This is a genomic window from Brevibacterium sp., from assembly GCF_022712115.1.
GTDB classification, from domain to species: Bacteria; Actinomycetota; Actinomycetes; order Actinomycetales; family Brevibacteriaceae; genus Brevibacterium; species Brevibacterium salitolerans.
Genome location: NZ_JALAHB010000219.1, coordinates 1 through 22,483 on the forward strand (window position 1 = coordinate 1; position 22,483 = coordinate 22,483).

Here is a 22,483-nt window from a genome sequence, read left to right on the forward strand (position 1 = left end):
CCGGTCTCACGGAGGCGGGCCTGTTCGAGGAGGTGGCGGCCCCGCCCACCGCGTCGGCCGCGTCCGCCTCGTCAGCCGAGAACGCCCCGCCCGCCTCGCCGGTGCCACCCGCCGAGGCCCGTCTCCGCTCCGTCCTCGCGCTCACCTGCCACGCACTGCCGGTGGGGGTGCCGCGTCATCTCCGCCCGGGCGACGACACCCTCCTGCTCGTCAGCGACCACGGCACCCTCACGACGGAGGGGCCCCTGGACGGGGACTACGTGCTGGGCCACGGGGGAGCCGGCCGGACGCTCGCGGAGATCACGCCGCGCCATCCGGTGGGGCTGGCCGCGGACATCGGCACGGGCTGCGGCATCCAGGCGGTGCTCCTGGCCCGCCACGCCTCACGCGTCATCGCCACAGACGTCTCCCGCCGTGCGCTCGCCTGCGCCGCCCTCACCGCACAGCTGGCCGGAGTCGAGGAATCCGTGGAACTGCGCCACGGCTCCCTCTACGCGCCGCTGCCGGAGACCGTGGACCTCCTCGTCTCGAATCCGCCGTTCGTCATCACCCCGCGGACGCGCACCGGGAGCACGAGCTCCGGAAGTGCGGACACCGAGAGCACGAGCTCCGGGAACGCAGAGACCGCGAGCACAGACGCCGTGAGCACGGAGGCCGGAACCACGGAAGCCGGAAACGCGGAGGCCGACGAGGCCTCGGGCGTCTTCGAGTACCGCGACGGCGGCCGCACCGGCGACGCGATCATGCACGAGATCCTCGAGGGCGCTCCGGCACACCTCAACCCGGACGGGCACGCGGCCTTCCTCGGCAACTGGGAGTACGGCGAGGGACGCCGGCAGCCGCACGAATGGCTCGCCGCGCAGGCGGACGCACCGCATCCGGGCACCACCGGGGACTCCCACACGGCGGCCTCCACCTCGGCGATGGTGATCGAACGGCAGCGCATGAGCCCGGCCGAGTACGCCCGCACCTGGATCCGGGACGGCGGCGTCCCGCGTGCGGGAGCGCGCTGGCAGGCGGACACGGAGGCCTGGCTGGACGACTTCGAGGTGCGCGGAGTGGAGCGGGTGGGCTTCGGCTGGGTGCGCCTGCACAGACTGGCCGCGGACGCCGAGGCGGCCGCAGCCCCCAGCAGCGTCCCTGCACCGGACGCCGTGGCACCGGACGCTCTCGCACCGGACGTCCCCGCACCGGGCGCGTCGGGGCAGGCCCACGCGGAGCCGGCCTCGGCGACGGCTCCCGTTCCCGTGCGCAGCTTCAGCCGCATCGACACCGGCCCCGGGTCCAACCCCGCGGGCCTCGCCTCCTTCCTCGACGTGCGGCTGGGCCTCCTCGAGTGGCTGGCGGAGGCCGATGACGCGGAGCTGGCGGACACCGCGTTCGTGCTCGCAGGCGACGTCACGGAGCACCGGCACCTGCGGCCCGGTGCGGAGGACCCCACCATGCTCACGATCGAGCAGGGTGCGGGGCTGGCTCGGACCTTCCAGGCCGATCCGGCGCTCGCCGGCTTCCTGGGAGTGTGCGACGGTTCGCTCACACTCGGGCAGACCGCGGCCGCGCTCGCGCAGCTCCTCGGCGCGGATCCACAGGCCCTCACCGGCCAGCTCGTGGGCCAGGTGCGCGCCCTCGCGCCGGAGGGGGTGCTCACACCGGCACCGGCCTGAGCCCGGCACGGGGGCGCTCAGCAGTGTCCGGGGCCAGTGCTACTGTGTGCACAAATCCCACCGTTCGGGTGCGGGAGCACGCCAGCACCAGCGCGGATGCGCCGGGGGCGGGGAGCTGCGGAGACCGCGGCGAACCGCAGGGTCCAGGCGCTCGCCCCGCATCCGGACACCGCTCCTCCACCGGACTCGGCAGGCGGGTGCGGCCTGTTCCAGGCCCGTGCGCGCACCGCAGTTCCACAGGGAAAGGAACCTATGGCAGCCTCCGGAACCACCCCACGCCGCCTCGTCATCGTCGAGTCGCCCACCAAGGCCCGCACCATCGTGGGGTATCTGGGCGACGGCTATGACGTCGAAGCCTCGGTGGGGCACATCCGCGACCTGCCCCAGCCCTCGGAGCTGCCCGCGGACATGAAGAAGGGGCCCTACGGCAAGTTCGCGGTGGACGTGGACAACGGCTTCGACCCCTACTACGTGGTCGCCCCGGACAAGAAGAAGAAGGTCACGGAGCTCAAGAAGCTCCTCAAGGACGCGGACGAGCTCTACCTCGCAACGGATGAGGACCGGGAGGGCGAGGCGATCGCCTGGCACCTCCGCGAGGTGCTCAAGCCCAAGGTGCCCGTCAAGCGGATGGTGTTCCACGAGATCACCCCGGAGGCCATCGAGCGCGCCCTGGAGAACACCCGTGAGATCGACGACGACCTCGTCGATGCGCAGGAGACCCGCAGGCTCCTCGACCGCCTCTACGGCTACGAGGTCTCGCCCGTGCTGTGGCGCAAGGTCCGCGCGGGCCTGTCCGCGGGCCGCGTGCAGTCCGTCGCCACCCGGCTCGTGGTGGAGCGCGAACGCGAGCGCATGGCCTTCGTCTCCGCGGACTACTGGGACCTGGACACGGAGCTCGCGGCGGGTGCGGGCACCGGTGCCGCCGGCTCCGCACCGTTCAAGGCCCGGCTGGAGAGCGTGGACGGCACCCGCGTGGCCACGGGCCGCGATTTCGACGACCACGGCAGGCTGAAGAAGTCCGCCCAGGTGCAGGTGCTGGACCAGGCCCGGGCGGAGTCGCTGGCGGCGGCTCTGAGCGGGTCCGCGAAGGAAGCGCTCACCGTCTCCTCGCTGGAGACCAAGCCGTACACGCGCCGGCCCGCCGCGCCGTTCACCACCTCGACCCTGCAGCAGGAGGCCGGCCGCAAGCTGCGCATGTCCTCCCGGCAGGCGATGCGCGTGGCGCAGTCCCTGTACGAGAACGGCTACATCACCTACATGCGTACGGATTCCACGCAGCTCTCCGGCCAGGCGGTGGCCGCCGCCCGCCGGCAGATCGGTGAGCTCTACGGCCCGGAGTACGTGCCCGGCTCCCCGCGCGCCTACGGCTCCAAGCAGAAGGCCGCTCAGGAAGCGCACGAGGCGATCCGTCCCGCCGGTGACCACTTCCGCACGCCCGCGCAGGTCTCCGGTGCGCTCCGTGCGGACGAGTTCCGTCTGTACGAGCTCATCTGGAAGCGCACCGTCGCCAGCCAGATGGCCGATGCCAAGGGCCGCACCGCCACGATGAAGATCGCCGCGGACCTCAGCGGTGCCGCCGGTGAGCTGGAGGCGGGCAGCTGGGAGAAGACGCCTGCGGCGGCGGGCTTCACGGCCTCGGGCACCGTCATCACCTTCCGCGGATTCCTCGCCGCCTACGAGGAGGGGCGCGACGTGGAGCGCTACGCGGAGGGCAAGGACGGCGAATCCCGCCTGCCCAACGTGGAGGAGGGTGAGGCGATCGCCGTCGAGCGCGTCGAGGCGGACGGCCACACCACGGCACCGCCCCCGCGCTACACGGAGGCCAGCCTGGTCAAGCGGCTCGAGGAGCTGGGGATCGGCAGGCCGTCGACGTACGCGGCGACGATCTCCACGATCCAGGACCGCGGCTACGTGACCAACCGCGGTAGCGCCCTGGTGCCCAGCTGGCTGGCGTTCTCCGTCATCCGGCTGCTCGAGGAGCACTTCGCCGGGCTCGTGGACTACCAGTTCACCGCCGGTCTGGAAGCGGACCTGGACGAGATCGCCGGCGGCCGCGAGGACCGCACCAAGTGGCTGCACGACTTCTACTTCGGCCCGAGCGGAGAGAGCACGGGCGAGGCCGCGGCCGCGACCCCGGGTCTCAAGAGCATCGTCGACGACCTGGGCGACATCGACGCCCGCGAGATCAACACCGTTCCCATCGCGGACGGCATCGTGCTGCGCGTGGGCCGCTACGGTCCGTACCTCGAGGTCGCTCCGTCCGTCACCGGCGGTGCACCGGAGGACGAGCCCGGCCGTGTGTCCGTCCCGGACGACCTCGCACCGGACGAGCTCACGGAGGCCAAGGCTCGCGAACTCATCGCCACGCAGGGCACCGGCGACCGCGAGCTGGGCACGGACCCGGAGACCGGTCACACCATCGTGGTGAAGTCGGGACGGTTCGGCCCCTACGTGACGGAGGTGCTGCCGGAGCCGGAGGAGAAGCCCAAGCGCGGGCAGAAGAAGCCCAAGCCGCGCACGGCCTCGCTGTTCAAGTCGATGGAGCCCACCACGGTCACCCTCGAACAGGCGCTCCGGCTGCTCACCCTGCCCCGCACGGTGGGCGAGGACGCGGAGGGCACACCCATCACCGCGCAGAACGGCCGCTACGGCCCGTATCTCAAGAAGGGCACGGACTCGCGCTCGCTGGAGCGGGAGGAGCAGATCTTCTCGATCACCCTCGAGGAGGCGCTGGAGATCTACTCCAAGCCCAAGCAGCGCAGGGGACAGACGGCTGCCGCACCGCTCAAGGAGCTGGGCGAGGACCCGGAGTCCAAGAAGCCGGTGGTGGTGAAGGACGGCCGGTTCGGTCCGTACGTCACGGACGGGACCACCAACGCCACCCTGCGCAAGGACGACTCCGTGGAGGAGATCACCCCGCTGCGGGCGTACGAGCTGCTGGCGGAGAAGCGCGCCAAGGCGCCGGCCAAGAAGAAGACGACGACGCGGAAGACGACGGCGTCGAAGACGAGCGCAGCGAAGAAGTCCACGGCGGCGTCCAAGACGACGGCCGCCAAGAAGACGACTGCGAAGTCGACCGCCTCGAAGTCCACGGCCTCTGCGGCGAAGAAGTCCACGGCGGCGTCCAAGACCACTGCCTCCAAGACGACGACGGCGGCGAAGAAGACGACGACGCGGACGACAGCCGCGAAGAAGACCGCGGCCTCTGCGGCGAAGTCCGAGCCGGCCGAGTCCACGTCCGCCGCGAAGAAGAGCACAGGTCCCACGACGCCCTGATCCGCGGCGAGGACGTGAGCAGGCACGGGTCCGGAGAGTCCGGGAGGACTCTCCGGACCCGTCGTCCGTGGTGGAGCACCGCGGTCCGGGCAGCGTGCCGCGGTCCGGGCAGCGGACCTCCGGGAGCGGCGCCTCGCTCCGTGCAGCGTGCCGCAGGCAGGGGGCTCCGCAGGTGGCTGTCTGCCCCGAGGCCGGCCGCAGCGGCTCCGCTGCGCTCAGAGGCGGTGCTTGGGCACGTATGCGGCGGCGGCCTCCGCGTCCGCTGACGTGAGCGCGCCCTCCACCAGGTCGTACTCCCGGGCGTAGGCGGCCAGCACCGCCTCCTCGACGGCCTCGGCGGTGACCCCGGGGTGCCGCTCGCTGATCGCCCCTCCTGTGCGCGGATCCCAGCCCACACCCAGGGCGTCCTGCACGGCGGTGAGCACGCTGCGGATGGGTGCCGGGTCCTCGACGATCACCGAGGAGGAGAACAGCCACGCCCCGCTGACCACCCGCTGTGCCGTCCCGATCGCCTTGATCCGGCCGCCCACGTTCACGCTGTGCTCACCGGGACAGTACTCTCCGGGGATCTCACCCATCCGCGCATCGATCCCGATCGTCCGGAGGGCCTGCGCGTACATCTCCCCGAACCGCACGAACCGGTCCTGCGTCTGCGTGAGGAACTCGCCGGTGGGTTCGATGTGGTCGATGACCAGGCTCCCCGGATGGTAGGCGGCGATCCTCCCGCCCAGGGTCCGCAGTGCGGGAGTGAATCCGTGTGCGCGCGCTGCGGCGACGGCGTCCGGGAACCCCTCGAGGAACCTGTCGCGCGCACCGAAGGCGGCGGTGGGCGCCGGCCGGTAGATGCGGAGGAGCGGTCCGCGGGCGCCGGACTTCACGGAGTCCAGCAGCGCGCGGGCCGTGGCCAGGTCCGTGAGCGCGTCTCCGGGCCCGTGGCGCAGCAGGGTGAGCGGGAGTTTCACCACTTCAGGGTAGCCGGTGCGCGCATCGGCACCGCGCCGTGTCTGTACCCCCTAGTACCCTTGCAGATGTGAGCGAACAAGGATCTGCCAACCCCGCCCCCGCGCTGGGCGCCCAGCCGCCCGCAGCCGTGGCCCCGGTCGTCGTGGAGGCCGGTGCGTGGCTCGCCATGCTCGCCCTCGCGGGCCTGGCATTCAGCCTGGCGGGAGCGTTCGGTCTGACCGGCAGGGCGGACCCGTCCATGCTCACCGGCATCCGTGAGGCCGCCGCCGGCGGTGACTTCGCGCTGCGCACGGCCGTCATCGCCTACGCCCTCGTGGGCATCGTGGCCGCAGCGGGGGTCTTCCTGCCGGTGCGGCGCTGGGGCGGGAGCCTCTCTCTGCGCATAGCCGCCGGCGCGGCGCTGGTCGCCGCGGTGCTCTCCTTCGTCCTCCTCTTCGTGCTCACCGCGTGGCTGAGCATCCTCACGGCGGCAGTCGCGGGAGTCGCCGTCGTCATGGTGCTGGGCGTCCTCAGCAATCCGCACCGCAAGCCGTGGCGCAGCGCGGGCATCCCGGTGGTCCTCCTCCTCGTGGTCACCTATGGGGCGCAGCTCCTGGGCGGGGTGGGCGCCGGGCACACGGTCCTGCGGTGGATGGCGGTGCTCGGATGCCTCGTCGTCCTCGTGGGCGTGCTGCTGCTGCTCACCGGCAGGGCTCCCCAGCCGGGTGAGGCGCCGCAGACCGGAGCGTTCCCTTCCGCTCCCCGGATGTCCGTGCGTGAGGCGGTGCCGGTGAAGAACGCCTGGGCCTGCCACTTCCTCTACTTCGTCCTGGGCGCAGTGGGCATCCTCGCCCAGCCTGCCGTCGCGGAGCTGGGCTTCGGCCAGGCGGGCACGGCGCTCATCGTCTGCGCCGTGCTCCTCGGCTGGGCGGTGGGCTTCGAGACGGGCCCCCCCTTCGCCCCAGGCATGTCCCGTCCCCGGCTCACCTCCTTCGCGCTCATCGCCGCCGGCGTCCTCACCATCGGCGCAGGAGCTCTCACGGAGCTGTCCGGCAAGGCCGTCCTCTCCGGTGCCGTGGCATTCCTGGTGGGCCTGGGCGTGCGGGCACAGGACTACGCCTTCTCCAGGCGTGTGGGCGCCGGACTGGGCATGCTCGCCGGTCTGCTGCTCACCCTCGCCGGCGTGAGCGCGGAGATCCCGCTCAGCGATGCGGCGAGCTGGAACCTCACCTCCACGGAGTTTGCCTACGAGGTGGTGGGCGTCGTCGCGCTGATCGCGGGCATCGCTGCTCTCTTCGCCTTCGGACCGCACGGCATCCACGGGATCGGCGTGGACGTCGTCCATGCCTTCCGCATCCCGGCGGTGCGGACGGAGGACCGCACCGCTTCCGAGGCGACGGAGGACACCCTGCGTTCCACCGATGCGGCTGCCCCCGGCTCTTCCGAGGCGCTCCTCGGATCCACGGGGGACGACGCAGGCCCGGCCTCGCCCCCCGCAGCCGGGGACCTGAGTTCGGCACTCACCGTCCCGACCGCCTCGGCCGCCTCCGCCGGCGGCGCGGGAGGGGCGGGACGCGGTCTGTTCATCGCGCTGGAAGGCGGGGACGGCACCGGCAAGAGCACGCAGATCCACCTGCTCGCCGAAGCCCTGCGGGAGCGCGGCATCACGGAGGTCGTCACCACCAGGGAGCCGGGAGGCACGGAGCCGGGCGGCCGGCTGCGCTCCGTGGTCCTCGACGGCGACGGCGTCAGCCCGCGTGCGGAGGCCCTCGTCTTCGCCGCGGATCGCGCACATCACGTGGCGACCCTCGTCCGTCCCATCGTGGAGCGCGGCGGGGTGGTCATCACCGACCGCTACATCGACTCCTCCCGGGCCTACCAGGCCGCCGGCCGTGCGCTCGGGGACGAGGAGATCGCCGCCCTGTCCCGGTGGGCGACGGAGGGCCTGGTCCCGGACCTCACGCTCGTCCTGGATGCAGATCCCGCCTCCCTCGCGGGGCGGCTCAGCGCCCGGGGGGAGCAGAACCACCTCGACCGGGAGGACGCCGCGTTCCGGGAGACGGTGCGTCGCTCCTTCCTCGAGTACGCGGCGCAGGAGCCGGAGCGCTATCGCGTCATCGACGCCGGCGGCTCGGTGGACGACGTCGCCGCACGTCTGCTGGAGGCGGTGACCGCCGTGCTCGACGGCGCCCCCGCGGCACGCCCTGCTCCTGCGGAGGACGGCACCGCGGGCACGTACTCGGACGAAGCGCCCACCGTGGTCTCCCCGGCGGTGCGTTCGGCACAGCCCTCCGCCGGAAGTCCGCACCAGGGCGACGGCGGCCGTGCCGCAGCGCAGCCGCTCCGGGACGCGGACGAGGCCCCCACGCTCGTCCACCGCGTTGCAGCACCTCCCGCCGGACCGACGGCACCGGAGGCGGACACGGCGGCGGAGCCCAAGCCTGCCGCACCCCGGCAGACCAGCCGGGAACGCCTGCGCGTGCAGGCGGAGATCGAGCGGCAGGCGCGCGAGCGCCTCCGTTCCCAGCGGGACGGGCGGCAGCCGTGACGGCGGCTCAGGGGACGGTCGCGGGAGGTTCGGCACCAGCGGGCACCGGGGAGGCGGGCACACCCGCGGAGACGGGTGTGTGGAGCGAACTCGTGGGGCAGGACCGGGCGATCGCACAGCTGCGCCGTGCGGCGGTGCCCGGCAGCGGTTCGATGACGCATGCCTGGCTCCTCACCGGCCCGCCCGGTTCCGGCCGGTCCAACGCCGCCCGTGCCTTCGCGGCGGCGCTGCTCACTCCGGACCACGGCGAGAGCCGGAGCCCGGCCGCGGAACGCGCTCTGCGCGGCACCCACGAGTCCATGACGGTCCTGAGCACGCAGAAGTCGGTCATCACGATCGACGAGGTCCGCGAGCTGGTCGCCACCGCGCATCAGTCTCCCGTGAACGCGCCCTGGCGCGTGGTCATCATCGAGGACGCGGACAGGATGTCCGAGAGGACCTCGAACGTCCTGCTGAAGGCGATCGAGGAGCCGCCGCCGGCCACCGTGTGGATCCTCTGCGCGCCCAGTCAGCAGGACGTGCTCACGACCATCCGGTCCCGGTGCCGCAGCGTCTCCCTCCGCGTGCCGAGCGCGGATGCGGTCGCACAGCTGCTCGTCCGCCGCGACGGGGTGGATCCGCAGACGGCGCGGTGGGCTGCCCATGCCTCCCAGAGCCACATCGGCCGGGCCAAGCGGCTCGCTCTCCATCCGGATGCGCGCACGGAGCGTGAGTTCACGCTCGGCATCCCCGCACATCTCACCTCGGTGGGATCCACTGTGCGCATCGCGGCGCGGATCGTCGATGTGGCCAAGGAGCGCGCGGCGGCGCGGACGGAGAGCCGCAACGCGGAGGAGCGCGATTCCCTCCTGCGGACTCTGGGCGTGGACGCCGGTGGGAAGATCCCGCCCAGTGCCCGTTCACAGATCAAGCGGCTCGAGGACGAACAGAAGCGGCGGAGCGTGCGGGCGCGCAACGACGAACTCGATTCGATCTTCATCGAGCTGCTCTCGCTCTACCGGGATGTGCTGGCCCACCAGCTGGGCTCGCGGACGGAGTTCATCAATGTCGAGGAGACGGAGCGCATCGCCCGCCTCGCCGCGGAGAGTGACGAGACGACCACCCTCATGAGGATCGACGTGCTCCGGAAGGCGCGGGAGCGGCTCGCCACCAACATGGCTCCGGCGCTCGTGGTCGAGGCGGCCTTCATCGGACTCTCCAACCCCTGGATCGTCTGAGCGGCACCCTGACCGCAGTGCGGGACCCGGCTGAGGGCGCCCCGCCTCAGACCGCGCGGGCCGGTGCCGTGCGGTCGGCGGGGGCCGGTGCTCTCATGGGCTCCAGGGGACGTTCCAGCAGCGAGGCGATGAGCCCGGCGACCAGCTCCACCCTCCTGGGTATCCATTCGACCAGGGCGTGCTCGTCGTCCGCGTGTGAGCCTCCGCCCACCGTGCCGAGGCCGTCGAGGGTGGGAGCGCCCACGCCGGCGGCGAAGTTCGCGTCCGAGCCTCCGCCCACGCGGATGCGCCGCAGCTCCGGGTGCCCCAGCGCTGCGGCGACCTCCCGCGCGCGTGCGTAGAGCCCCGCTGCGGCGGCCTCCTCGAGCGGGGGACGGTTGATCCCGCCGTGGAGCACCAGCTCCGCTCGCGGGTCCATCGCCCGCAGCGCCCGCAGTGCGGTGTCCACGCGTTCCTGCTCCGCGGTGGTCTCCGCCCGGGAGTCGATGGCGAGCGTGCCGCGTGCCGGCACCGTGTTGGTGGTGGTGCCGGAGTGCATGACGGCCGGGACCACCGTGGTTCCGCGTTCGGCGTCGCCCAGAGCGGATGCGGCGAGCACCTGATGGGCGAGCTCCACGGTCGCGTTCACGCCCTTCTCCGGCTCGACGCCGGCGTGGGCGGCGCGGCCGAGCGCCTCGAGTTCGTAGATCGCCACGCCCTTGCGCGCGATCTTGACCTCCCCGGAACCCCCGCCGGACTCGAACACGAGCACGGCCTCGGCCCCGGCGGAGAGCTCCTCGATGAGCGTCCGCGAGGTGAGGGAGCCCAGCTCCTCGTCGCCGGTGATGAGCACGGTGACCCCGTCCAGCAGATCCTCGCCCGCGGTGGCGAGGAGCGCGGCGACGGCGTGGAGGGCGATGAGGACGCCGCCCTTCATGTCGTCGGCACCGGGGCCGCGGATGATCCCGTCCTCCACGGAGAAGGGCATGCGTGCGAGTGTGCCGCGCGGCCAGACCGTGTCGTGGTGCCCGATGAGCAGGATGCGGCGGGGGCCGGTGCCCACGTCGAACAGGATGTGCGGGTAGCCCTCGAGGGTGCGGACGCGAGGACGGATGCCGGTGATCTCCTCGCCCACCTCCGCGATGAGCGCGGCGCTGGCTGCGAGGGCACGGGGATCCGAGGACGGCGACTCGCACTCGATGAGGCGGCGGAGCTGCGCGAGGAACGTCGCAAGACTCTCCTGGGAGAACCTGATCACGTGTTCCTCACTCCTCTTCCCTCCTGCGCGGTGGTGCGCTGCCGTCCGGACGCGTTGCGGGGCCTGCGTGACCCACTCGGAAGAGACTACGTGATCCGGGACGGGTCACCGGCCCGGAGGTGCGGAAGCGGACCGGGCGCGCGCCCACGATGAGGCGGAGTTCCCGGGCGGGTGCGGAGCGCAGGTCCGGGTGCGCACCTAGAACGCGAAGGCGAGTTTGGCCGCGATCATCACCATGACGGCCGCGACGCCCAGGTCGATGGCCTTCCATGCCCGTGGGCTGCGCAGAGCTGGAGCGAGCCGGTGCGCACCCCAGCCCAGAGCGCTGAACCAGACGAGCGAGGCGACGATCGCGCCGCCGGCGAACACCCACGGAGAGGTCTGCTGGTTGGCGACGGAGCCCAGCATGACGACGGTGTCGAGGTAGACGTGGGGGTTGAGCAGCGAGAGCGAAGCCGTCATCAGGCCCACGCGGAGGGCGGTGGGGGCACCGCGCACGGCTGTGGAGGTGTTGCCGGCAGCGGTGGCCGCGGCGGAGCCGGAGACGGCCGGCGACGCCGCGGCACCGCCGGAAGCAGATGTGGCACCCGGAGCACTCGTGTCCTGAGGCTCCGCGGCCTCGAGCGCGGAGCCGGAGAACGCGGAACGCACGCTGCCTGCCGCAAACCACAGCAGATAGGCGACGCCGCCCCAGCGCAGTGCCGTGATCAGCCACGGCGCGTGTTCGAGAACCGTGCCGATCCCCGCCGTGCCCAGGGAGATGAGCACGATGTCCACGAGGGAGCAGACCGCGACCACCACCCCCACGTGCTCGCGGCGGACGCCCTGCCGCAGGACGAAGGCGTTCTGTGCGCCGATCGCGACGATGAGACCGAGGCCGGTGAGGAAGCCGGTGAGCGCGAGGAGGAGGGAATCAGGCTGCATGGGTGAGACGGTAGGGCCGGAGCTCGCATGCAGTCCACTGACATGACCTGTATCCGGTTAAGGTGGGCTTCATGGAACCGAGCCTCGCGCAGCTGGCCGCACTCGTCGCCGTCGTGGACGAGGGCGCCTTCGACTCCGCCGCGACAGCGCTGGGTGTGACGACCTCGGCGGTCTCCCAGCGCGTGCGCGGTCTGGAGCGGTCGCTGGGCAGCGTGCTCCTCACCCGCTCCTCGCCTCCGCGGGTGACGGACGCGGGGGAGAGGATTCTCGGACACGCGCGCCAGATCGTCGCACTGGCCGGGGAGATCACCGCGGCCGAGGCCCCGGCCCGGTCCGCACTCGCGGTCGCAGTGGGTGCGGATGCGCTGGGGACCTGGCTGGAACCGGTCCTTGCGGACGCCGGACGGTGGGAGGACGTGGTGCTGCGCCTGCGGGTGGCGGATCAGGATGTGGCGCACGAGGCGCTGGCCCGCGGCGAGGTGATGGGCGCACTGAGCACGCGCACACAGGCCCAGACCGGCTGCACCGCGGTGCCGCTGGGCATCCTCCGGTACTGGCCGTGCGTCTCCGCGGAGCTGTGGGAACGGCACGGCGGCCTCGCGACCTGCCCCGTGCTCGTGTTCGACGGGGACGACGACCTGCAGCATCAGGTGCTGCGCCGGCAGGACGCAGGTGCCGGAGCACCCCTGCACGTGGTGGGTTCGATGGAGGGATTCGCAGCGGCGGTGCGCGCCGGGCTCGGATGGGGCTGCCTGCCGGAGCTGCAGCTGGCGCGGATGGACGACACCGGGGACATCATGCGGATCCCGGGCGAGGGGCCGGTGGACGTGCCGCTGCACTGGCACCGCTGGGCCACTCCGCTGCCCGCGCTCGACCGCTTCACGGACTCGCTGAGAGGTGCGGCGGCAGGGTCTCTGCGAGCGGTGTGACGGCGATGGGCGAGACGTGTGCAGCATCACGTGCGGACCGTTGCCCTCTGCTTTGACCTCCGAGGTTCGCTGGCTATAGGCTAGTCCGCGTTGCCGCCTTAGCTCAGTCGGCAGAGCGTCTCACTCGTAATGAGAAGGTCGTGGGTTCGATTCCCACAGGCGGCTCGGCAACGGCCCTCCACCAGATGATCCATCCTGTGGAGGGCTTTCGCGTTCCCACGAGCGCGCACCCTCCCGATGAGGGGAGCCGGTGTCTGTGCAGGCACTGGGAGGCCGAACGTGAATGGACGTTTCGGGGAGCTGTCACCACGATGCCTGACGAGTACGCCATCGATGCGGCGCAGTTCGCGCGGACCCTGATCGAGCAGCGCCGGACGCAGATGAAGGGTGGGCTGTACCACCTGAATCAGGTGCAGATGGCTTTCAACACCAATCGCATCGAGGGCAGTGCGCTGGATGCCGAGCAGACGAGATACATCTACGAGACGCGCACCGTCGCAGGGGACAACGTCTCTGTGGATGACGTGGTGGAGACCGTCAACAGCTTCGAGCTGTTCGACGAGATGCTCGACAGGATGGCTGAGCCGATCACCGCAGCGACCATGAAGGACTACCACCGGATCTTCAAGCGGGGAACCGCTGACGCGCGCAGACCTGCCTTCGCCGTGGGGGACTGGAAGCGTCAGGCGAACGTGGTGGGCGGCGGCAGCACGACCCCTCCGGCTGAGGTTTCGGAGGCGATCGAAGACCTCCTCACGCGGACCCCGGAGCAGATGTCGTTCGAGGACATCGTCGATTTCCACCACGCGTTCGAGGCCATCCATCCGTTCCAGGACGGCAATGGCCGTGTGGGCAGGATGCTCATGTTCCAGCAGTGCCTGCAGAACGGCATCATGCCGTTCATCGTGCTGGACGCGCAGAAGGCCTTCTACTACCGCGGGCTCCACGAGTACTGGGAGACCCCAGGGTTCCTGCGTGAGACCTTCCGTGCGATGCAGGATGCCTACTACGCCTGCTTCGAGCCATTCGTGGAGATCGCCGACTGACCTCGCGGGCAATTCCGCGCCGACTTCACTACGATCGACGGTGAGAGGCCATGAGGCCGGACCCGCTGAGGAGGCGCTGTGGAGCTGACCGGAGACGTGTTCGTCGGCATCGACGGATCCATGCAGAGCGACGAGGCCGCGGCCTGGGCGCTGAAGGAACTCCGGGGGACCGGGCACGCACTGAGGCTGGTGCACGTGATCACCCCCGCGCATCTGGAGATCGACGACGAGACGGAGCTCCGGCAGGCGGGCGAGGAGCTGCTCACCTCCCTGTCCTCCCGCCTGAGTGAGCTCGACGCCGCCCACCCGGAGGGGGCCTCGGGCACGGAGATCCGCACGGAGGTGGTGGTGGGCGACGCCGGTGAGGTGCTGAGCGATCGCGCCTACGACGCCGGGCTCCTGGTCCTGGGCCACCACGGCGCGGGCCAGGTCAACAGCCGCCGGATCGGCACCGTGAGCTTCGGACTGCCCGGCCACGCGCTCAGCGCGGTGCTCGTCCACACGGCGGGAGCCGGCCGCGAGTTCGACGATCCGGCGGCCCACCCTGTGCACCCTGCGCCGGGCGGTGGGGTCGTGGTGGGACTGGACACCTCCGAGTACGCAGGCGTCGCCGCGCTCGACGCGGCCTCGTTCGCCGTCCGCAACGGCCTGCCGCTGCGACTGCTGGTGGGCATCGACGCGCTCTCCGAGCGCACGCTCGCGGAGCGGAAGGCGCAGGGGGACCTGGCCTGGCTGCGCGAGGAGTTCCCCGGGCTCGAGGCGGAGGTCGAGTTCCTGCCCGGTGAGCCGGCCGCGCTGCTGATCCAGGCCTCGGCGACGGCGGACCTCCTCGTCATGGGTAAGCGGGGCCTGGGGCAGTTCGAGGCGATGACCTCGCAGCTGGGGCGGACCAGCTCCGCGGTCCTCTCCGCCGCCCTCTCCAGCGTTCTGCTGGTGCCCTATCGCCGGGATCCGCGTCTGAGGAAGCGCGAGCCCCAGGACTGAGCGCCGCGACGTGGGCGGGCGCACCGGTGCCGGTTCGCGCATACGCGGCCGCACCGTCCTGGTGACGGGCGGCAGCGACGGTGTGGGGCGCGAGATCGTCCGCGGGCTGGTGGCCCTCGGCGCTCATGTGCTCATGCCGGTGCGCGATCGTGCGAAGGGACTGCGCGTGCGTGCGGACCTCCTGGGTTCTCTGCCTCCCGCGGCCCTCGAGCAGTCCCGGGCACGGCGCTCGGACGTCTCTGGGGTCTCCGGGCAGCAGCCCGGAGTGACGCTCATGGACCTCGATCTGGAGAGCCTGGCCTCGGTGCGCACGCTTGCGGTCGAGCTTCTCGGCGCGGACGCACCCCTCGACGCGCTCGTGCTCAACGCCGGGATCGTGCCGATGGGCGAAGGGCCCCGCCGGCTCACCGAGGACGGGATCGAGCGCACCCTCCAGACCAGCTTCCTCGGCCACTTCGCTCTCACGACTGCACTGGTCCCGCTCCTGCGGCAGAGCCGGGGACAGGTCGTCGTGCAGTGCAGCGCCGCGACGGCGAGGGGGCGCATCGACCTCGCCGACCTGCAGTCAGCGCACGCGTACCGCCCGTTCGCCGCGTACCGGACGTCCAAGCAGGCCCTGGGCGTCTTCGCGGCAGAGCTGTCGCGCCGGAGCGCGGCCGGCGGGTGGGGTGTCCGGGTCCGGGCCTGCCACCCGGGCATGGTGCTCGGCACTGCCATCGCTCCGCGCGTACGTGCGCGCCTCCCGCAGCGTCTGATCCGCCTTGCGGAGCGGCTGGGCAACACGCCCGCCGAGGCCGCCTCCACCGCCCTGGCCGCGGTGGAATCCCCGCGCCGAGGGTTCCGGATGTTCGTGCCCGGCGGACCGCTGGAGCTGCGCGGCTCGCCGCGCGAGCGTGCACCGTGGCCGTCGCTCCTGGACGCCGCTCAGGGGTGCGAACTCTGGCGGGAAGCGGAGCTGCTTGGCTATTCTCGGATCACCCGATCGAGAGGCTTGCGATGAAGCTGACGACGATGCGGCGCCGTGCCGCGGCCTCTGCTGTCCTCCTGGCCCTGGCGGGAGTGAGCGGCTGTGCAGGTGGAGGCGGACCAGATGTCAGCGCTGAAGGACAGGTGGCATATGCCTGCGCGCTCGCGGCCAGGGCCGCGGCAGGCCTGCAGAGCCCTGACGACTGGGAGGCGCCGGAGATGATCGGCGAGAGCGCAGAGCCGGCTGCCGTCGAGCTGGCGGCGGCGGGCAGTCTGGCGGGCGGCATCGCCGCGTTCGATATCCCCGGTCACGGCGGGATCTCCGCTGCCGGGAAGGACCTGGTGGGCGGGGTGTCGCAGATGAATGCCGGGGCGCTGGAGGACGCACTGGGGCGTATGAACGCCGCGTGTGACCAGGAGGTGCCCGAGCGCCCTCCGGAGGAGCACACCTCCGCGGAAGGACGAGTCGTCTACGCGTGTGCACTCGCTGAGTTCGTGCGCGAGGAGCGTGGAGATGCCGGCACCTGGGGCGGCATAGGGGAGGAGCCGGCGTTGCACGAAGCCGGCAGCGTGGGTGCACTGTTGGGCGGACTCAACGGCCATGTGATGCCGGAGGCCCCGGCTGTCTCCACGGAGGGAGCCGCGGTGGTGCGCAGTGTGACGGTCCTCGACGCGGACGGAGTGGACGCGAGCCTCGATGCCGTGATCTCTGCGTGTCAGGCGCGGTGAACGAACAGTTCTCCAAGGCTCCTGTTGCCGATTCGCGGGGTCTCTGTTGCCGATTTGCCGGAGCCTCCGGTGCGGTTCTGCGGGCCTCACGCGCCCAGCGCTGCGCGGGCGGAGCGGCGGAGCTCGCGTGCCACGGTCTCCGTGGGAAGGCTGCGGCTCAGGTGGGGTGTGGAGTTCACCATCCCGAAGACGGAGTGCACGCGCACGGCGGCCTCGTCCTCGCTGAGCTCCGGGCGTGCGGCCCGGACCGCCTCGATCCAGGCATTCACGTACTGCCGCTGCAGCCTGCGCACCTGCCGGCGGGCGGCCTCGGGCAGGGAGTCGAGGTCACGGTCCTGGATGCGGATGAGCTCCGGCTCACGCATGGCGAAGTCCACGTGGAAGTCGATGAGGCGCGCGGGCGTACCTGACGCTGCGCCCTCCGCCTCGGCGATGATCCGGAGCCCTCCCGCATGGAGGTACTCGGAGATGCCCACGAGCAGCTCCTCGAGCACTGCCTCCTTCGAGGCGAAGTGGCGGTAGACCGCGGGCCCGGACACACCCGCCCCCTTGCCGATGTCGCCCAGCCGCACCGCCCGGAACCCGTACCTCGCGAAGAGCCGCTTGGCGGCGTCGAGCAGCTGCTCGCGGCGCTCGGCCTTCGCCGCCTCGCGTCCGCTCGCGGCGCTCCGCGCGCCTTCCTCTTCCTCTGCAGCCGTCATCCTCCGCCCCTCCCGGGTTCCTCCTGTGGGCCTTGTCACCCCGGCGACCGAGCCGCTACGATAGTCTCAGTTAATCAATGTTAACTGAACCTGTCCGCAGGCGACAGGCGACGTTCACAGGCAATCCGTCTACGGGCATCGCGGCCCTCGAGGAGAACGCATGCGCACCATCGGCTCGCCGGTCGATCCGCACACCTCACCCCACTCCCAGGCTCATGCCGAGCTGCTCGCGGAGCTCCGCGAGCGCATCGCGGCCACGGCGAGAGGCGGCTCCGAATCGTCCCGGCAGCGCCATCTGAGCCGCGGCAAGCTGCTGCCGCGCGACCGTGTGGAGCGTCTGCTGGATCCGGGCAGTCCGTTCCTCGAGTTCTCGCCGCTCGCCGCCAATGGCATGTACGACGACGCCTCGCCCGGTGCCGGCATCATCACCGGCATGGGGCTGGTCTCCGGCCGGCTCTGCGTCATCGTCGCCAACGACGCCACCGTCAAGGGCGGCACCTACTACCCCGTGACGGTGAAGAAGCACCTGCGCGCGCAGGAGATCGCAGCGGACAACCACCTGCCCTGCATCTACCTCGTGGACTCCGGCGGAGCCAATCTGCCCAACCAGGACGAGGTGTTCCCGGACCGCGAGCACTTCGGCCGCATCTTCTACAACCAGGCCACGCTGTCCGCCGCAGGTATCCCGCAGCTCGCCGCGGTGCTGGGCTCCTGCACCGCCGGCGGCGCCTACGTGCCCGCCATGGCGGACGAGTCCGTCATCGTCAATGAGCAGGGCACGATCTTCCTGGGCGGACCGCCGCTGGTGAAGGCCGCCACGGGTGAAGAGGTGACTGCGGAGGAGCTGGGCGGGGGAGCGCTCCACTCCCGCACCTCGGGCGTCACCGATCACCTCGCCGCGAACGACGATCACGCGCTGGAGATCCTCCGCGACATCGCCTCGACCTTCGGCCCCCAGCTGCCGCCGGCGTGGGAGCGCGCCGAACCGCGCGAGCCCGCCCACAGCCCGGACGAGCTCACCGCCGTGGTGCCGGTGGACTCCCGTGTGCCCTACGACGTGCGCGAGGTCATCGCCCGAATCGTCGACGCCAGTGAGTTCCACGAGTTCAAGGCCGAGTACGGCACGAGCCTCGTCACCGGCTTCGCGCGGATCGACGGGCACCCCGTGGGCATCGTCGCGAACAACGGCATCCTGTTCGGCGAATCCGCGATGAAGGGCGCGCACTTCATCGAGCTCTGCGACCAGCGCTCCACGCCGCTGGTGTTCCTCCAGAACATCTCCGGCTTCATGGTGGGCCGCGACTACGAGGCCGGCGGCATCGCCAAGCACGGCGCCAAGATGGTCAATGCCGTCGCCACCGCCCGCGTGCCCAAGTTCACCGTGGTGATCGGCGGCAGCTTCGGTGCGGGCAACTACTCGATGTGCGGCCGTGCCTACTCCCCGCGCTTCCTGTGGATGTGGCCCAATGCCCGGATCTCCGTGATGGGCGGTGAGCAGGCGGCTTCCGTCCTCGCCACCGTCAAGCGCGATCAGCTGGAGGGCCGCGGTGAGGAGTGGTCCGCAGAGGACGAGGAGCGCTTCAAGGACCCCGTCCGGCAGCAGTACGAGGCGCAGGGCAACCCCTACTACTCGACGGCCCGCCTCTGGGACGACGGCATCATCGACCCCGCGGACACCCGCCAGGTCCTCGCGCTCGCGCTCGAGGCCGCACGCCACACGCCGCTGAAGCGGCCCTACGGAGCGCCCGGCTACGGCGTCTTCAGGATGTGAGCGCCATGACAGGCATGCAGACACCCGCCCACTCGGACCGGCAGGAACCCGCAATGTTCTCCAGAATCCTCATCGCCAACCGCGGAGAGATCGCCCTCCGCGTCATCCGCACCTGCCGCCGGCTCGGCATCGAGACGGTGGCCGTCTACTCGGACGCGGACGCCGATGCCGCCCACACGCGCGCGGCGGACCTCGCCCACCGCCTCGGCCCGGCCTCGGCGGCGCAGTCCTACCTCGACATCGACCGTGTGGTCGAGGCCGTCCGCGCCACCGGTGCCCAGGCCGTGCACCCCGGCTACGGCTTCCTCTCCGAGAACGCGGCCTTCGCCCGCCGGCTCGAGGAGGAGGGCATCGTCTTCCTCGGGCCCACTGCGGCGGCCATCGAGACGATGGGCGACAAGATCTCCGCCAAGCAGGCCGTCGCCGCGCGCGGAGTGCCGCTGGTGCCGGGCGTCGCCGAGGCCGGGCTCACGGACGAGCAGCTCATCGCCCGCGCGGAGGAGGTGGGCTTCCCCGTCCTCGTGAAGCCCTCCGCGGGAGGCGGCGGCAAGGGGATGCGCGAGGTGCACGAGGCCTCCGAGCTGCCGGCCGCGCTGGCCTCGGCCCGTCGCGAGGCCGCCTCGAGCTTCGGCGACGACACCCTCTTCCTTGAGCGACTGGTGCTGCGGCCCCGGCACATCGAGGTCCAGGTGCTCGCGGACTCACACGGCACCGTGGTGCACCTGGGGGAGCGCGAGTGCTCCCTGCAGCGCCGCCACCAGAAGGTCATCGAGGAGGCGCCCAGCGCGCTGCTGGACGCGGGCACGCGCGAAGCCATCGGCCAGGCCGCCGTGGACACGGCCAAGGCCGTCGACTACCGCGGTGCGGGCACCGTGGAGATCATCGGCTCCGCGGACCGGCCGGACGAGTTCTTCTTCATGGAGATGAACACGCGCCTCCAGGTGGAGCACCCCGTCACGGAGCAGGTCACAGGCGTGGACCTCGTGGAGCAGCAGCTGCGCGTGGGGGCCGGCGAGCGCCTGAGCCTCGTGCAGGAGGACATCCGGCTGACGGGGCACTCCATCGAGGCGCGCATCTACGCCGAGGACCCCGCCCGCGGCTTCCTGCCCACCGGCGGAGTCGCCCTGGACGTGGCGTTCCCGCCCAGCACCGGCGGACCCGGCACCGGGCTGCCCGTCACAGCGGGCCAGCGCGGGGCCCACAGCCTCGGCGTGGACAGGACCGGGGTGCGGGTGGACGCCGGACTGGAACCGGGTCAGCGGATCGTGAGCGACTACGACCCCATGATCGCCAAGCTCATCGTCACCGGCGCAGACCGGGCCGAGGCCGTCGCCCGCATGCGGCGCGCACTCGCGGCCTCCGCCGTGCCGGGGATCGTCACGAACATCGGCTTCCTGCAGACGCTCATGGGCCTGCCCGAGGTGGCGGCGGGCGAGCTCGACACCGGCCTCATCGACCGGATGACCGAGGACGAGCTGGACGAGACCCTCGATCCGCCGGCGCTCCAGTTCGCCGCTGCGCATGTGGTGGGTGCCGCCGGAGCCTCTGCATGGCAGCAGGGCTCCGGTTGGAGGAGCCTCGCTCCGGCGCGCACCGTCGTGCCGTTCGTGCACCGCGGTGAGCGGCACGAAGCCGAGTTCCTGCACCCGCCCCTCGTGCGCCTCGGCGGCGGGGCTGAGGGAGGCACCGGCGGCGGAGGTGCTGCTGGGAGCAGTGCCGGCGGATCGGCCGGAACGGGGTACGTACTCACGCTGGACGGCGAGCAGCATCACGGACGGGTGTGGGCATCCGCGGACGGGCGCACGCTCTGGGTGCGGACAGCGCGGGGGATCTTTCAGCTCACCCGGCCGCTCGCGGACGCCGCGATCGGTGCGGCGGCCGGAGGTGCGGAGGTGCTGGCGCCCATGCCCGGTGCCGTCATCGAGATCCGGGTGGCCGACGGCGCACAGGTGGCCGCCGGCGACCCGGTGCTCGTGGTGGAGGCGATGAAGATGGAGCACGTGCTCACCGCGCCCGCCGCGGGAACGGTCGAGGTGAGGACGGTGCAGGGCGCCCAGGTGGCACTCGACGAGGTGCTCGCAGTTGTCGTCCCGCAGGACAGTTCGCAGGGCGCCGGCGAGCAGACCACGGCCGAGCAGACCGCGGCTGAGGCGACCGCGGCAGGACAGACCGCCGGCGCGGCCGGCACGAACGAGACGGAAGGAGAGTGACATGACTACGGCATTCGTTCCCGGCATGCTGCCGGAGGAGTACGAATCGCTGCGCCGGACGGTGGCGGCATTCACGGACGAAGAGGTCGCGCCGGTGAGCGCGGAGCTCGACGCCAGGCACGAGTTCCCCTACGAACTCGTGGCGAAGATGGGGGACATGGGGCTCTTCGGACTGCCGTTCCCGGAGGAGTACGGCGGGATGGGCGGCGACTACTTCGCCCTGTGCCTGGCCTTGGAGGAGATCGCCCGGGAGAACCAGTCCCTGGCGATCACACTGGAGGCAGGGGTCTCGCTCGGCGCGATGCCCATCCACCTCTTCGGCACGGAGGAGCAGAAGCGGGAGCTGCTGCCCACCGTCATCGACGGCCGAGGCCTCGCCGCATTCGGCCTCACGGAGCCCGAGGCCGGCTCCGATGCCGGGGGCACGAAGACCCGGGCGCGGCTGGAGGACGGGGAGTGGGTGATCGACGGGGCCAAGGCGTTCATCACGAACTCGGGCACGGACATCACCCGGTTCGTCACCGCCACGGCCGTCACGGGCACCCGCACGGGGCGCGACGGCACGCAGAAGCCGGAGATCTCCACGATCATCGTCCCCAACGGCACCCCCGGGTTCACTCCGGAGCCCGCCTACGACAAGCTGGGCTGGAACTCCTCGGACACGCATCCCCTCACCTTCGACGGCGTGAGGGTGCCCGAGGCCAATCTGCTGGGCGAGCGCGGGCGCGGCTACGCGAACTTCCTGCGGATCCTCGATGAGGGCCGTGTGGCGATCGCCGCGCTCTCCGTGGGCGCAGCGCAGGGCTGTGTGGACGCCAGCGTGAAGTACGCGAAGGAACGGAAGGCGTTCGGCAAGCCGATCGGCGACTACCAGGGTGTGAGCTTCAAGATCGCGCGGATGGAGGCGCGGGTGGCCGCTGCCCGTGCGGCCTACTATGCGGCCGCGTCCAAGATGGTCGCGGGCGAGCCGTTCAAGAAGGAGGCCTCGATCGCCAAGCTCATCGCCTCCGACGCCGCGATGGACAACGCACGGGATGCCACGCAGGTGCACGGGGGCTACGGATTCATGAACGAATACCTCGTGGCCCGGCACTACCGCGATTCGAAGATCCTGGAGATCGGGGAGGGCACCTCCGAGGTGCAGCTCATGCTCATCGCCCGCGAACTGGGGCTGTGAGCACTCGGCGCCGAGTGAAAGGACTCTGGATGCGCTGCCCTGCGTGAGTCGGCAGCGCCTCGCTCACCGCGCACACGTGCAGCGTGAGTCACCAGGAATAGTCGGTGGGAAGGCAGCGGCGGCCTCAGTGTCATGGAGTTCAGTGGTATCAAGCGGTATCAT

16 protein-coding genes and 1 tRNA gene are annotated in these 22,483 nt (G+C 71.5%); 13 read left to right on the plus strand and 4 right to left on the minus strand.

Annotated features, from left to right (window positions below; all coding sequences use genetic code 11):
- Together Q0A33_RS12800 and topA are read left to right on the plus strand one after the other, a co-directional pair.
- Positions 1-1,664, plus strand: a 1,664-nt coding sequence (locus tag Q0A33_RS12800) for a class I SAM-dependent methyltransferase (RefSeq protein WP_291797371.1), incomplete at its 5' end; no start/stop codon positions are given.
- 252 nt (positions 1,665-1,916) lie between these two features.
- Complete coding sequence (topA, locus tag Q0A33_RS12805; RefSeq protein ID WP_291797373.1) at positions 1,917-4,940, plus strand: type I DNA topoisomerase; 3,024 nt, start codon at positions 1,917-1,919, stop codon at positions 4,938-4,940.
- A gap of 215 nt (positions 4,941-5,155) precedes the next feature.
- On the opposite strand, the gene Q0A33_RS12810 is transcribed toward topA, so the two are convergent.
- Positions 5,156-5,902, minus strand: coding sequence for a lipoate--protein ligase family protein (locus tag Q0A33_RS12810; RefSeq protein ID WP_291797375.1), 747 nt, complete (start codon positions 5,900-5,902; stop codon positions 5,156-5,158).
- Positions 5,903-5,970: 68 nt separating this feature from the next.
- Here Q0A33_RS12810 and tmk point away from each other — a divergent pair, with 68 nt between their 5' ends.
- Together tmk and Q0A33_RS12820 are read left to right on the plus strand one after the other, a co-directional pair.
- Entirely contained in the window at positions 5,971-8,430 is a 2,460-nt protein-coding gene (tmk, locus tag Q0A33_RS12815) for a dTMP kinase (protein WP_291797378.1), read from the plus strand.
- 77 nt (positions 8,431-8,507) lie between these two features.
- Positions 8,508-9,647: a DNA polymerase III subunit delta' gene (locus Q0A33_RS12820; protein ID WP_291797563.1), complete on the plus strand. Its 1,140-nt coding sequence runs from the start codon at positions 8,508-8,510 to the stop codon at positions 9,645-9,647.
- Positions 9,648-9,693: 46 nt separating this feature from the next.
- Here Q0A33_RS12820 and Q0A33_RS12825 read toward each other — a convergent pair whose 3' ends face one another.
- Both Q0A33_RS12825 and Q0A33_RS12830 read right to left on the minus strand, forming a co-directional pair.
- Positions 9,694-10,884: a M20/M25/M40 family metallo-hydrolase gene (locus Q0A33_RS12825; protein ID WP_363316603.1), complete on the minus strand. Its 1,191-nt coding sequence runs from the start codon at positions 10,882-10,884 to the stop codon at positions 9,694-9,696.
- A 198-nt stretch (positions 10,885-11,082) separates the two neighbouring features.
- A complete protein-coding gene (locus Q0A33_RS12830) occupies positions 11,083-11,808 on the minus strand; it encodes a LysE/ArgO family amino acid transporter (RefSeq protein ID WP_291797381.1) in 726 nt (241 codons plus the stop codon).
- A 71-nt stretch (positions 11,809-11,879) separates the two neighbouring features.
- Here Q0A33_RS12830 and Q0A33_RS12835 point away from each other — a divergent pair, with 71 nt between their 5' ends.
- From Q0A33_RS12835 to Q0A33_RS12860, 6 genes are all read left to right on the plus strand, one after another.
- Positions 11,880-12,737: an ArgP/LysG family DNA-binding transcriptional regulator gene (locus tag Q0A33_RS12835; protein WP_291797384.1), complete on the plus strand. Its 858-nt coding sequence runs from the start codon at positions 11,880-11,882 to the stop codon at positions 12,735-12,737.
- 92 nt (positions 12,738-12,829) lie between these two features.
- Positions 12,830-12,902 (plus strand) — tRNA-Thr (locus tag Q0A33_RS12840).
- A gap of 146 nt (positions 12,903-13,048) precedes the next feature.
- A complete protein-coding gene (locus Q0A33_RS12845; RefSeq protein ID WP_291797387.1) occupies positions 13,049-13,783 on the plus strand; it encodes a Fic family protein in 735 nt (244 codons plus the stop codon).
- Between the two features lie 78 nt (positions 13,784-13,861).
- Positions 13,862-14,767 (plus strand): universal stress protein, encoded by a 906-nt coding sequence (locus Q0A33_RS12850; protein ID WP_291797390.1) that lies wholly within the window; start codon positions 13,862-13,864, stop codon positions 14,765-14,767.
- A 10-nt stretch (positions 14,768-14,777) separates the two neighbouring features.
- A complete protein-coding gene (locus tag Q0A33_RS12855; protein WP_291797393.1) occupies positions 14,778-15,767 on the plus strand; it encodes an SDR family NAD(P)-dependent oxidoreductase in 990 nt (329 codons plus the stop codon).
- On the plus strand, positions 15,764-16,462 hold the full coding sequence (locus Q0A33_RS12860) for a hypothetical protein (RefSeq protein ID WP_291797397.1): 699 nt from the start codon (positions 15,764-15,766) through the stop codon (positions 16,460-16,462). The genes Q0A33_RS12855 and Q0A33_RS12860 overlap by 4 nt, the downstream gene beginning before the upstream one ends.
- Before the next feature lie 86 nt (positions 16,463-16,548).
- Here Q0A33_RS12860 and Q0A33_RS12865 read toward each other — a convergent pair whose 3' ends face one another.
- Entirely contained in the window at positions 16,549-17,163 is a 615-nt protein-coding gene (locus tag Q0A33_RS12865) for a TetR/AcrR family transcriptional regulator (RefSeq protein WP_291797400.1), read from the minus strand.
- A 160-nt stretch (positions 17,164-17,323) separates the two neighbouring features.
- On the opposite strand from Q0A33_RS12865, the gene Q0A33_RS12870 reads away from it, so the two are divergent.
- The 3 genes from Q0A33_RS12870 to Q0A33_RS12880 are packed head-to-tail and all read left to right on the plus strand — an operon-like array spanning position 17,324 to position 22,321.
- Positions 17,324-18,934: a carboxyl transferase domain-containing protein gene (locus Q0A33_RS12870; RefSeq protein ID WP_291797403.1), complete on the plus strand. Its 1,611-nt coding sequence runs from the start codon at positions 17,324-17,326 to the stop codon at positions 18,932-18,934.
- A gap of 53 nt (positions 18,935-18,987) precedes the next feature.
- A complete protein-coding gene (locus tag Q0A33_RS12875; protein ID WP_291797406.1) occupies positions 18,988-21,144 on the plus strand; it encodes a biotin carboxylase N-terminal domain-containing protein in 2,157 nt (718 codons plus the stop codon).
- A 1-nt stretch (position 21,145) separates the two neighbouring features.
- Positions 21,146-22,321 carry an acyl-CoA dehydrogenase family protein gene (locus tag Q0A33_RS12880; protein ID WP_291797409.1) on the plus strand — a complete coding sequence of 392 codons (1,176 nt, stop codon included), beginning with the start codon at positions 21,146-21,148 and terminating at the stop codon, positions 22,319-22,321.
- Positions 22,322-22,483 lie beyond the last annotated feature (162 nt).

What these genes read in the sequence shown, in the direction of transcription:
- topA (WP_291797373.1), top strand. Translation starts at nt 1,917, where the DNA reads ATGGCAGCCTCCGGAACCACCCCACGCCGCCTCGTCATCGTCGAGTCG.
- Q0A33_RS12830 (WP_291797381.1), bottom strand. Translation starts at nt 11,808, where the DNA reads ATGCAGCCTGATTCCCTCCTCCTCGCGCTCACCGGCTTCCTCACCGGC.
- Q0A33_RS12835 (WP_291797384.1), top strand. Translation starts at nt 11,880, where the DNA reads ATGGAACCGAGCCTCGCGCAGCTGGCCGCACTCGTCGCCGTCGTGGAC.
- Q0A33_RS12845 (WP_291797387.1), top strand. Translation starts at nt 13,049, where the DNA reads ATGCCTGACGAGTACGCCATCGATGCGGCGCAGTTCGCGCGGACCCTG.
- Q0A33_RS12860 (WP_291797397.1), top strand. Translation starts at nt 15,764, where the DNA reads ATGAAGCTGACGACGATGCGGCGCCGTGCCGCGGCCTCTGCTGTCCTC.
- Q0A33_RS12865 (WP_291797400.1), bottom strand. Translation starts at nt 17,163, where the DNA reads ATGACGGCTGCAGAGGAAGAGGAAGGCGCGCGGAGCGCCGCGAGCGGA.
- Q0A33_RS12870 (WP_291797403.1), top strand. Translation starts at nt 17,324, where the DNA reads ATGCGCACCATCGGCTCGCCGGTCGATCCGCACACCTCACCCCACTCC.
- Q0A33_RS12875 (WP_291797406.1), top strand. Translation starts at nt 18,988, where the DNA reads ATGTTCTCCAGAATCCTCATCGCCAACCGCGGAGAGATCGCCCTCCGC.
- Q0A33_RS12880 (WP_291797409.1), top strand. Translation starts at nt 21,146, where the DNA reads ATGACTACGGCATTCGTTCCCGGCATGCTGCCGGAGGAGTACGAATCG.